Below are 10,608 nucleotides of genomic sequence, written 5' to 3'. Positions count from 1 at the left end.
CTATGCCAGTTATAACTGTTACCCATGTATCCGGTCTAAAGTGTTACCCATGTTTCCGGTTCATACCGCAGCGCCACCCGGCGAAGGTCACATCGTCAGCGGATTACACTCTTCTCGCCGTAACATCTGACACAAGGCAATCAGCGGTAACCCCACCAGGGTGTTCAGATCCCGACCGTCCAGCTTGTCGAACAGCGCAATCCCCAGCCCCTCACTTTTAAAGCTCCCCGCGCAGTTCAGCGGACGCTCACGACGCACATAATCCATAATCTCTTGCTCGCTGAGATGGCGGAAGTGTACGTCGAACGGCTCGCACTCCGTTTGCAGATGGCCTGACGCGGCGTTATAGAGGGCGAGGCCCGTATAGAAGGTCACGATAGTACCGCGCGCGCGCAGAAGCTGCTGGCAGGCATTTTCCTCTGTATGCGGCTTGCCGGTGATTTCGCCGTCCATTACGCAAACCTGATCCGAGCCTATAATCAAATGCGAAGGATAGCGTGCGGCCAGCGACTGCGCTTTCTCCTTAGCAAGACGCGTCACCAGATGGCGCGGTGACTCGCCCGGCTGTGGCGTCTCATCCACGTCTGGTGCAGCGCATTCAAACGGGATCCCGAGCTTTTCCAGCAGCATTCGGCGGTAGGGAGACGTGGAAGCAAGGACGAGATTTGGCATATTTTTATCACCAGATATAGCGTATCGATGCCAGCCATTTTAAACTACAGGCCGCAATGTGTGCGAATAATTGGCAAAAGGCAGCTCTGGTTGCCTTTTTCTTTGACTCTATGACGTTACAAAGTTAATATGCGCGCCCTATGCAAAAGGTAAAATTACCCCTGACTCTTGATCCGGTACGTACGGCTCAAAAACGCCTCGATTACGAAGGTATCTATACTTCCGATCAGGCTGAGCGTATTGCCGAATCCGTAGTCAGTGTGGACAGTGATGTAGAATGCTCCATGTCGTTCGCTATCGACAACCAGCGCCTCGCCGTGTTAACCGGTGATGCAAAGGTGACGGTAACGCTCGAGTGTCAGCGTTGCGGGAAACCGTTTGTACAGCATGTTCACACAACGTATTGTTTCAGTCCGGTTCGTTCTGACGAACAGGCTGAAGCACTCCCGGAAGCGTATGAGCCGATTGAGGTTAACGAATTCGGTGAAATCGATCTTCTGGCTCTGGTTGAAGATGAAATCATCCTCTCCTTGCCAGTCGTTCCGGTGCATGATTCTGAACACTGTGAAGTGTCCGAGGCGGACATGGTCTTTGGGGAACTGCCTGATGAAGCGCAAAAACCAAACCCATTTGCCGTATTAGCCAGCTTAAAGCGTAAGTAATTGAGGAGTAAGGTCCATGGCCGTACAACAGAATAAACCAACCCGTTCCAAACGTGGCATGCGTCGTTCCCATGACGCGCTGACTGCAGTTACCAGCCTGTCTGTAGACAAGACTTCTGGTGAGAAACACCTGCGTCACCACATCACCGCTGACGGTTTCTACCGCGGCCGCAAGGTTATCACTAAGTAATCACGCGTCAGCGTGATTAGGCTTAGTGAGGAGCTCCCCGTGCAAACGGGGAACTTACCGAACCAGGCTGCGACGATACCTTGACACGTCTAACCCTGGCGTTAGATGTCATGGGGGGAGATTTTGGCCCTTCCGTGACAGTGCCTGCAGCATTGCAGGCACTGAATTCTAATTCGCAACTCACTCTTCTTTTAGTCGGCAATCCCGACGCAATCACGCCATTACTTGCAAAAGCTGACTTTGAACAACGTTCACGTCTGCAGATTATTCCTGCGCAGTCAGTTATTGCCAGTGATGCCCGACCCTCGCAGGCGATTCGCAATAGCCGCGGCAGCTCGATGCGGATAGCGCTGGAGCTGGTGAAAGAAGGACGAGCCCAGGCTTGCGTCAGCGCGGGTAATACCGGCGCGCTGATGGGACTGGCGAAATTGTTGCTCAAACCGATTGACGGTATTGAGCGCCCGGCGCTGGTGACGGTGTTGCCGCATCAGCAGAAGGGCAAGACGGTGGTGCTCGATTTGGGCGCGAATGTCGATTGTGATAGTACAATGCTGGCTCAGTTTGCCGTAATGGGATCGGTGCTGGCAGAAGAAGTGGTCGGGATCAATACTCCCCGTGTTGCGTTACTGAACATTGGTGAAGAAGAGACCAAAGGCCTGGACAGCATTCGCGAAGCAGCTGAATTGCTCAAACAGGTTCCCTCCATCAACTATATTGGTTATCTCGAAGCCAATGAGTTGTTGACGGGTAAAACGGATGTTCTGGTCTGCGATGGCTTCACCGGAAACGTAACGTTGAAGACCATGGAAGGGGTCGTGCGGATGTTTCTTTCTCTGCTGAAATCACAGGGAGAGGGCAAAAAAAGCGCCTGGTGGCTGATTTTATTGAAGCGTTGGTTACAAAAGAGCCTGACGCGGCGATTCAGTCACCTCAACCCCGACCAGTATAATGGCGCCTGTCTGTTAGGATTGCGCGGCATCGTGATTAAGAGTCATGGCGCCGCCAATCAGCGAGCATTTTCTGTCGCCATTGAACAGGCAGTGCAGGCGGTGCAGCGACAAGTCCCTCAGCGGATTGCCGCTCGCCTGGAATCTGTATTAGCTAAAAGTGACTGAGCGTACATGTATACGAAGATTTTAGGTACCGGCAGCTACCTGCCAAAACAAGTGCGTACTAACGCCGATCTGGAAAAAATGGTAGATACGTCTGACGAGTGGATTGTCACGCGCACAGGTATCCGTGAACGTCGTATCGCCGCGCCAGACGAAACCGTGTCCACCATGGGTTACGAAGCCGCACAGCGTGCTATCGAGATGGCGGGCATTGATAAAGAACAGATCGGTTTGATCGTGGTGGCCACGACGTCTGCTACACATGCTTTTCCAAGCGCGGCATGCCAGGTGCAGAATATGCTCGGCATTAAAGGTTGCCCGGCGTTTGACGTTGCCGCTGCGTGCGCAGGTTTTACCTATGCGCTGAGCGTTGCCGATCAGTACGTGAAGTCCGGAGCCGTCAAATATGCGCTGGTGATCGGTGCTGACGTGCTGGCGCGTACCTGCGATCCAACCGATCGCGGAACGATCATTATTTTTGGTGATGGTGCGGGCGCGGTGCTGCTGGGGCAGTCCGAAGAGCCGGGTATCATCTCTACGCATCTGCATGCTGATGGCAGCTACGGTGAGCTTTTGACCCTGCCTAACGCCGATCGCGTTAATCCGGACAACTCGATTTACCTGACCATGGCAGGGAACGAGGTGTTCAAGGTGGCGGTGACTGAGCTTGCGCACATTGTTGATGAAACGCTGGAAGCGAATAACCTTGAGCGCTCCGCGCTCGACTGGCTGGTGCCGCATCAGGCGAACCTGCGTATCATCAGCGCGACCGCGAAAAAGCTGGGCATGTCGATGGATAACGTTGTGGTGACGCTGGATCGTCACGGCAACACCTCTGCGGCGTCAGTACCGTGCGCATTTGATGAAGCGGTACGCGACGGGCGAATCAAACGGGGCCAGTTGGTCTTGCTTGAAGCCTTCGGTGGCGGGTTCACCTGGGGTTCCGCGCTGGTTCGTTTCTAGAATAAGGGTTAAAAAATGACGCAATTTGCTTTTGTGTTCCCGGGTCAGGGCTCTCAAACCGTTGGGATGTTGTCTGAAATGGCAGCACACTATCCGGTCATTGAAGAGACTTTCCGTGAAGCTTCTGATGCACTGGGTTATGATTTATGGGCGCTGACCCAGCAGGGCCCGGCCGAAGAACTGAACAAAACCTGGCAGACACAGCCAGCGCTGCTGACAGCGTCCGTTGCGCTGTGGCGTGTCTGGCAGCAGCAGGGCGGTAAAGCGCCAGCGCTGCTCGCGGGCCATAGTCTGGGTGAATACTCAGCGCTGGTCTGTGCCGGTGTGATCGCGTTTGCTGACGCCGTACGTCTGGTGGAACTGCGCGGTAAATTCATGCAGGAAGCGGTGCCAGAAGGCACAGGTGGCATGTCTGCTATCATCGGTCTGGATGATGCTGCGATTGCAAAAGCGTGTGAAGAATCTGCTGAAGGGCAGGTGGTTTCACCGGTTAACTTCAACTCGCCGGGCCAGGTGGTTATCGCTGGTCATAAAGAAGCGGTTGAGCGTGCCGGTGCTGCCTGTAAAGCTGCTGGCGCGAAACGCGCGCTGCCGCTGCCGGTCAGCGTGCCGTCCCACTGTGCGTTAATGAAGCCAGCCGCCGAGAAACTGGCGGTTGAGCTGGAAAAAATTACGTTTAACGCACCGACGATTGCCGTTGTGAACAACGTCGATGTGAAATGCGAAACCGCGCCGGAAGCTATCCGCGACGCACTGGTTCGCCAGCTCTACAGCCCGGTACAGTGGACCAAAACCGTTGAGTTTATGGCCGCTCAGGGCGTTGAGCATCTGTATGAAGTCGGCCCAGGGAAAGTCCTCACCGGTCTGACGAAACGTATTGTTGACACCCTGACAGCCTCGGTGATTAACGAGCCGGAAGCGATGTCAGCGGCACTCTCGCAATAAAAGAGGAATACCATGAGTTTTGAAGGAAAAATCGCCCTGGTGACTGGCGCAAGCCGCGGTATCGGGCGTGCAATTGCTGAAACACTGGTTGCGCGCGGCGCGAAGGTGATTGGTACAGCAACCAGCGAGAATGGCGCGCAGGCCATCAGCGAGTATCTGGGTGCGAACGGTAAAGGTCTGGTACTGAATGTGACCGAACCAGCATCTATCGAATCTGTTCTGGAAAATATTCGCGCAGAGTTTGGTGAAGTGGATATTCTGGTCAATAATGCCGGGATCACTCGCGACAACCTTCTGATGCGAATGAAAGATGACGAGTGGAACGATATTATCGAAACCAACCTGTCATCTGTATTCCGTCTGTCAAAAGCGGTAATGCGCGCTATGATGAAAAAGCGTCATGGTCGTATTATCACTGTTGGTTCTGTGGTTGGTACCATGGGAAATGCTGGTCAGGCTAACTACGCTGCGGCGAAAGCAGGTCTGATCGGTTTCAGTAAATCGCTGGCGCGTGAAGTCGCGTCCCGCGGGATTACTGTAAACGTTGTTGCTCCGGGCTTTATTGAAACGGACATGACGCGTGCGCTGACCGATGAGCAGCGTGCGGGTACACTGGCGGCAGTTCCGGCGGGTCGTCTTGGCGACCCTAAAGAAATCGCCAGTGCGGTTGCATTTTTAGCCTCTGACGAAGCGGGTTACATCACTGGTGAGACCCTCCACGTCAACGGCGGGATGTACATGGTTTAATCACGATCGAAAATATTTGCGTTATTAGGGCAAATGGCCTCAAAATAACGTAAAATCGTGGTAAGACCTGCCGGGATTTAGTTGCAAATTTTTCAACATTTTATACACTACGAAAACCATCGCGAAAGCGAGTTTTGATAGGAAATTTAAGAGTATGAGCACTATCGAAGAACGCGTTAAGAAAATTATCGGCGAACAGCTGGGCGTTAAGCAGGAAGAAGTTGTGAACTCCGCTTCCTTCGTTGAAGACCTGGGCGCAGATTCTCTTGACACCGTTGAGCTGGTAATGGCTCTGGAAGAAGAGTTTGATACTGAGATTCCGGACGAAGAAGCTGAGAAAATCACCACCGTTCAGGCTGCCATTGATTACATCAACGGCCACCAGGCGTAAGTGAACATCTCCAGGCGGTCATTCGACCGCCTGAGTTTTATCTTTTTTAGTCCCACAAATCTCTTTTTTTATCCCTCCCTGGAGGACAAACGTGTCTAAGCGTCGTGTAGTTGTGACCGGACTTGGCATGTTGTCTCCTGTCGGCAATACCGTAGAGTCCACCTGGAAAGCTCTCCTTGCCGGTCAGAGCGGCATCAGCCTAATCGACCATTTCGATACTAGCGCCTATGCAACGAAATTTGCTGGCTTAGTAAAGGATTTTAACTGTGAAGAGATCATCTCGCGCAAAGAACAGCGCAAGATGGATGCCTTCATTCAATATGGAATTGTCGCTGGCGTTCAGGCCATGCAGGATTCTGGCCTTGAGATTACGGAAGAGAACGCAACCCGTATCGGCGCTGCTATCGGCTCCGGGATTGGCGGTCTTGGCCTGATCGAGGAAAACCATACATCGCTGATGAATGGCGGACCGCGTAAGATCAGCCCGTTCTTCGTTCCGTCCACGATTGTTAACATGGTGGCAGGTCACCTGACCATTATGTTCGGCCTGCGTGGGCCAAGCATTTCTATCGCTACCGCGTGTACGTCTGGCGTGCATAACATCGGCCAGGCCGCGCGTATCATTGCGTACGGCGATGCAGATGCTATGGTTGCGGGCGGTGCTGAAAAAGCCAGTACCCCATTGGGTGTCGGTGGCTTTGGTGCAGCGCGTGCGCTTTCTACCCGTAACGATAATCCTCAGGCGGCGAGCCGTCCGTGGGATAAAGACCGCGATGGTTTCGTGTTGGGTGACGGGGCAGGTATGCTCGTGCTGGAAGAGTACGAACATGCGAAAAAACGCGGTGCGAAAATTTATGCTGAAGTCGTTGGCTTTGGTATGAGCAGCGATGCTTATCACATGACCTCTCCTCCGGAGAACGGTGCGGGTGCTGCGCTGGCGATGGAAAACGCGATCCGTGATGCGGGTATTACCCCAGCGCAGATTGGCTACGTTAACGCTCACGGTACCTCTACGCCAGCAGGCGACAAAGCTGAAGCGCAGGCTGTGAAGTCTATCTTCGGCGAGTCTGCCAGCCGCGTACTGGTTAGCTCCACGAAATCTATGACCGGTCACCTGCTGGGTGCTGCGGGTGCAGTAGAGTCCATCTACTCTATCCTTGCGCTGCGCGATCAGGCTGTTCCGCCAACCATCAACCTGGATAACCCGGATGAAGGTTGCGATCTGGACTTCGTTCCTCATGAAGCGCGCCAGGTTAGCGGTATGGAGTACACCCTGTGTAACTCCTTCGGCTTTGGCGGCACGAATGGTTCTCTGATCTTCAAAAAGGTTTGAGCCTGACGGCCCGAAAGCTATAAAAAAAGGTCCGCTTGCCGGGCCTTTTTTATTAAGCCTAATCTTCTTGTCGGTTGCATGGCATCCTGCCAGACTAAACGCCCACGCATAAGGAGCCACCATGTTTTTAATTAATGGCCTTGAGCAAGACACGCTGCCGGCAAGCGACAGGGCGACGCAGTTTGGTGATGGCTGCTTTACGACTGCGCGTATTCTGGAAGGCGACGTGTGCTTGCTTGATGCACACCTCCGCCGGTTACAAGACGCCTGCCAGACGTTACTGATCCCTTTTACGCAGTGGGAAATTCTTGAACATGAGATGCGTCAGCTGGCGTCAGGTAAAACCAGCGGTGTCTTAAAGGTTATCATTAGCCGAGGCAGCGGTGGGCGGGGGTACAGCGGTGCCGCCTGTCAGCATCCAACACGTATTCTCTCTGTTTCAGCTTATCCTGCTCACTATGCGCGCTGGCGTGAAGAGGGCGTGACGTTGACGCTGAGCCCGGTGCGGCTGGGGCGAAACCCGATGCTTGCCGGACTAAAACATCTTAACCGCCTTGAACAGGTGCTTATTCGTACTCATCTTGAACAGACGGACGCCGATGAGGCGCTAGTCCTTGACAGTGAAGGGTTCATTACGGAATGCTGTGCGGCTAATTTACTCTGGCGGAAGGGCCGTGAGGTCTTCACCCCTTCGCTGGCGCAGGCTGGCGTTAACGGCATCATGCGCCAGTTTTGTTTGCAAAAGCTGGCACATGCAGGCTTTCGCGTTGTCGAAGTAAACGCGAAGGAAGAGGCGCTGCTGTCCGCCGATGAAGTTGTGATCTGCAATGCCTTGATGCCTGTTATCGCCGTCCGTGCGTATGACCAACAGCGCTGGTCTTCGCGCGAGCTGTTCCAGTTTTTAGCCCCGATATGTGAGCAAACCAGATAGTCATGAAGAAAATGTTGCGTTTTGTCCTTCTCCTTATTATTGCGCTGGGCATTGCTGGCGGAGCGGGAGTATGGAAAGTCCGCCAGCTGGCGAACAGTAAAATCTTGATTAAAGACGAGACGATTTTTACCCTGAAAGCCGGTACCGGGCGGATGGCGCTGGGCGAGCAGCTTTACGGGGATAAAATCATTAACCGTCCTCGTGTGTTCCAGTGGTTATTGCGTATTGAGCCTGACCTATCTCACTTCAAGGCTGGTACCTACCGCTTTACGCCCGGCATGACAGTCAGAGAGATGCTGCAACTGCTGGAAAGCGGTAAAGAAGCCCAGTTCCCGCTGCGTTTTGTCGAAGGTATGCGCCTGAGCGATTACCTCAAACAGCTGCGCGATGCGCCGTATATCAAACATACCCTGAAGGACGACAGCTACCAGACGGTGGCCGACGTGCTCAAGTTTGAGCATCCCGAGTGGGTAGAGGGCTGGTTCTGGCCGGATACCTGGATGTACACCGCAGGCACGACCGATGTGGCGATCCTGAAGCGGGCACACAAAAAAATGGTCGCCGCCGTGGACGCCGCCTGGGAAGGGCGAATGGATGGTTTACCTTATAAAGATCAAAATCAGTTTGTTACCATGGCCTCGATTATCGAGAAAGAGACCGCCGTTGCTGCTGAACGCGATCGGGTGGCGTCAGTATTTATCAATCGTCTGCGCATTGGTATGCGCCTGCAAACCGACCCTACCGTCATCTACGGCATGGGAGAGAACTATACGGGCAAGATTTCCAGAAAAGATCTGGAAACGCCAACGGCGTATAATACCTACGTGATTAGCGGTTTACCGCCTGGCCCGATTGCCACGCCTAGCGAGGCTTCTCTAAAAGCCGCCGCGCACCCGGCGAAAACACCGTATCTCTATTTTGTGGCTGATGGAAAAGGGGGGCATACCTTTAACACCAACCTTGCCAGCCACAATCGCTCTGTTCAGGACTATCTGAAGGCACTTAAGGAAAAAAATGCGCAGTAAATACATTGTCATTGAGGGACTCGAAGGGGCGGGTAAAACCACTGCCCGCAACGTAGTGGTGGATACGCTGAAATCGCTTGGCGTCGCCGACATGGTCTTCACCCGCGAGCCGGGCGGTACACAACTTGCGGAGAAACTGCGCAGCCTGGTGCTGGATATTAAATCCGTTGGCGACGAAGTTATCACTGACAAAGCCGAAGTGTTGATGTTCTACGCGGCGCGCGTACAACTGGTTGAGACGGTGATCAAACCCGCGTTGGCCGAGGGTAAATGGGTGATCGGCGATCGCCACGATCTGTCGACTCAGGCCTACCAGGGCGGGGGACGCGGTATTGACCAGACGATGCTGGCAACGCTGCGCGATGCCGTACTGGGTGATTTTCGCCCCGACCTGACCCTCTATCTGGATGTTACGCCGGAAGTGGGCCTCAAGCGCGCCCGCGCGCGCGGCGAGCTGGACCGCATTGAACAAGAGTCCTTTGATTTCTTTAACCGCACCCGTGCGCGCTATCTTGAGCTGGCGGCACAGGATAGCGCTATTCGTACCATCGATGCGACGCAGTCGCTGGATGACGTCACGCACAACATCCAGCAGACCGTTACGCAGTGGGTACAGGAGCAGCAGGCATGAAATGGTATCCATGGTTGCGTCCGCACTTTGAGCAGCTGATCGGCAGCTATCAGGCGGGGCGGGGGCATCATGCGTTACTGATTCAGGCATTGCCAGGGATGGGGGATGAGGCGTTAATTTATGCCCTCACCCGTTTTCTGATGTGCCAGCAGCCGGAAGGGCACAAAAGCTGTGGTAAGTGCCGCGGCTGCCAGCTGATGCAGGCGGGCACACATCCTGACTACTACACCCTTGAGCCTGAGAAGGGCAAGAGCGCGCTGGGTATTGATGCCGTGCGTGAAGTCAGTGAAAAATTGTACGAACATGCGCGCCTGGGTGGCGCTAAGGTCGTCTTGCTCAAAGACGCCACCCTGCTGACCGAGGCGGCGGCTAACGCCCTGCTTAAGACTCTTGAAGAGCCGCCGGAAAAAACGTGGTTTTTCCTCTCGTGCCGCGATCCGGGACGATTGCTGGCGACGTTGCGCAGCCGCTGCCGTCTTCATCACCTTGCGGTGCCTCAGGAATCATGGGCGCTGAGCTGGCTGGAGCGAGAGGTGACAACGTCACCTGAAAGTGCGCTGTCAGCCTTGCGCCTGAGCAGCGGCGCGCCCGCGGCGGCGCTGGCCTTGCTGCAACCTGACGTCTGGTCACAGCGAGAAGCGCTCTGCCGGGCCGTTGAAGCGGCGCTGAATAACAACGACTGGCTAAGCTTACTCCCGACACTTAACAGCGATAGTGCCGTTGAGCGTCTGCACTGGCTGGCCGCGTTGCTGCTGGATGCCCTTAAAATTCAGCAAGGGGCAACGCTGCTGACTAACCCTGACGCGTGGCCACTGGTGAGTACGCTGGCGAACCGCCTCTCCGGCGCGATTCTTCACGCGATGCTTCATGAAGTTTGCCAGAGCCGCGAACAGCTTTTAACCGTGACGGGTCTTAATCGCGAGCTTTTACTGACCGACCAGTTACTGCGTATTGAACATTACCTGCAACCCGGCGTCACACCGCCAGTTTCCCATCTCTGAGAGAG

13 protein-coding genes are annotated in these 10,608 nt (G+C 54.4%); 12 read left to right on the top strand and 1 reads right to left on the bottom strand.

Going from position 1 to position 10,608, the window contains the following annotated elements:
• Positions 1-87: 87 nt before the first annotated feature.
• The gene (locus AA74_RS0106170; RefSeq protein ID WP_025911824.1) at positions 88-672 is read right to left on the bottom strand and encodes a nucleoside triphosphate pyrophosphatase; all 585 of its coding nucleotides are present in this window, start codon (positions 670-672) and stop codon (positions 88-90) included.
• Between the two features lie 140 nt (positions 673-812).
• Here AA74_RS0106170 and yceD point away from each other — a divergent pair, with 140 nt between their 5' ends.
• From yceD to holB, 12 genes are all read left to right on the top strand, one after another.
• Positions 813-1,334 (top strand): 23S rRNA accumulation protein YceD, encoded by a 522-nt coding sequence (gene yceD, locus AA74_RS0106165; RefSeq protein WP_021240759.1) that lies wholly within the window; start codon positions 813-815, stop codon positions 1,332-1,334.
• Between the two features lie 16 nt (positions 1,335-1,350).
• Positions 1,351-1,524, top strand: a complete 174-nt coding sequence (gene rpmF, locus AA74_RS0106160) for a 50S ribosomal protein L32 (protein WP_003857964.1) — start codon at positions 1,351-1,353, stop codon at positions 1,522-1,524.
• Positions 1,525-1,604: 80 nt separating this feature from the next.
• Complete coding sequence (gene plsX / locus AA74_RS0106155) at positions 1,605-2,639, top strand: phosphate acyltransferase PlsX (protein ID WP_021240758.1); 1,035 nt, start codon at positions 1,605-1,607, stop codon at positions 2,637-2,639.
• Between the two features lie 6 nt (positions 2,640-2,645).
• Positions 2,646-3,599 (top strand): beta-ketoacyl-ACP synthase III, encoded by a 954-nt coding sequence (locus tag AA74_RS0106150; RefSeq protein ID WP_008500797.1) that lies wholly within the window; start codon positions 2,646-2,648, stop codon positions 3,597-3,599.
• Between the two features lie 15 nt (positions 3,600-3,614).
• Complete coding sequence (fabD, locus tag AA74_RS0106145) at positions 3,615-4,544, top strand: ACP S-malonyltransferase (protein ID WP_025911817.1); 930 nt, start codon at positions 3,615-3,617, stop codon at positions 4,542-4,544.
• Between the two features lie 12 nt (positions 4,545-4,556).
• A complete protein-coding gene (fabG, locus tag AA74_RS0106140; protein WP_008500795.1) occupies positions 4,557-5,291 on the top strand; it encodes a 3-oxoacyl-ACP reductase FabG in 735 nt (244 codons plus the stop codon).
• Positions 5,292-5,445: 154 nt separating this feature from the next.
• Entirely contained in the window at positions 5,446-5,682 is a 237-nt protein-coding gene (gene acpP, locus AA74_RS0106135) for an acyl carrier protein (protein WP_003857954.1), read from the top strand.
• Between the two features lie 91 nt (positions 5,683-5,773).
• On the top strand, positions 5,774-7,015 hold the full coding sequence (gene fabF / locus AA74_RS0106125) for a beta-ketoacyl-ACP synthase II (protein WP_008500794.1): 1,242 nt from the start codon (positions 5,774-5,776) through the stop codon (positions 7,013-7,015).
• Positions 7,016-7,136: 121 nt separating this feature from the next.
• The gene (pabC, locus tag AA74_RS0106120) at positions 7,137-7,946 is read left to right on the top strand and encodes an aminodeoxychorismate lyase (RefSeq protein ID WP_025911811.1); all 810 of its coding nucleotides are present in this window, start codon (positions 7,137-7,139) and stop codon (positions 7,944-7,946) included.
• Positions 7,947-7,948: 2 nt separating this feature from the next.
• On the top strand, positions 7,949-8,971 hold the full coding sequence (gene yceG / locus AA74_RS0106115) for a cell division protein YceG (protein ID WP_025911808.1): 1,023 nt from the start codon (positions 7,949-7,951) through the stop codon (positions 8,969-8,971).
• Positions 8,961-9,602, top strand: coding sequence for a dTMP kinase (gene tmk, locus AA74_RS0106110; RefSeq protein ID WP_008500791.1), 642 nt, complete (start codon positions 8,961-8,963; stop codon positions 9,600-9,602). Before yceG ends, tmk begins: the two co-directional genes overlap by 11 nt.
• Positions 9,599-10,603 carry a DNA polymerase III subunit delta' gene (gene holB / locus AA74_RS0106105; protein WP_008500790.1) on the top strand — a complete coding sequence of 335 codons (1,005 nt, stop codon included), beginning with the start codon at positions 9,599-9,601 and terminating at the stop codon, positions 10,601-10,603. The genes tmk and holB overlap by 4 nt, the downstream gene beginning before the upstream one ends.
• The last annotated feature ends 5 nt before the right edge of the window (positions 10,604-10,608 follow it).

Origin of the sequence: Enterobacter sp. 5-4 (assembly GCF_000612205.1) — a bacterium.
Taxonomy (GTDB): Bacteria; Pseudomonadota; Gammaproteobacteria; order Enterobacterales; family Enterobacteriaceae; genus Enterobacter; species Enterobacter roggenkampii.
The sequence above is the reverse complement of the archived record's forward strand: the minus strand, read 5'-3'. Positions and strand labels throughout refer to the sequence as shown.

Bases quoted from the DNA above. Each gene is read 5' to 3' on its own strand.
- AA74_RS0106170 (WP_025911824.1), bottom strand. From the start codon at position 672: ATGCCAAATCTCGTCCTTGCTTCCACGTCTCCCTACCGCCGAATGCTG.
- yceD (WP_021240759.1), top strand. From the start codon at position 813: ATGCAAAAGGTAAAATTACCCCTGACTCTTGATCCGGTACGTACGGCT.
- rpmF (WP_003857964.1), top strand. From the start codon at position 1,351: ATGGCCGTACAACAGAATAAACCAACCCGTTCCAAACGTGGCATGCGT.
- AA74_RS0106150 (WP_008500797.1), top strand. From the start codon at position 2,646: ATGTATACGAAGATTTTAGGTACCGGCAGCTACCTGCCAAAACAAGTG.
- fabD (WP_025911817.1), top strand. From the start codon at position 3,615: ATGACGCAATTTGCTTTTGTGTTCCCGGGTCAGGGCTCTCAAACCGTT.
- fabG (WP_008500795.1), top strand. From the start codon at position 4,557: ATGAGTTTTGAAGGAAAAATCGCCCTGGTGACTGGCGCAAGCCGCGGT.
- acpP (WP_003857954.1), top strand. From the start codon at position 5,446: ATGAGCACTATCGAAGAACGCGTTAAGAAAATTATCGGCGAACAGCTG.
- pabC (WP_025911811.1), top strand. From the start codon at position 7,137: ATGTTTTTAATTAATGGCCTTGAGCAAGACACGCTGCCGGCAAGCGAC.
- yceG (WP_025911808.1), top strand. From the start codon at position 7,949: ATGAAGAAAATGTTGCGTTTTGTCCTTCTCCTTATTATTGCGCTGGGC.
- tmk (WP_008500791.1), top strand. From the start codon at position 8,961: ATGCGCAGTAAATACATTGTCATTGAGGGACTCGAAGGGGCGGGTAAA.
- holB (WP_008500790.1), top strand. From the start codon at position 9,599: ATGAAATGGTATCCATGGTTGCGTCCGCACTTTGAGCAGCTGATCGGC.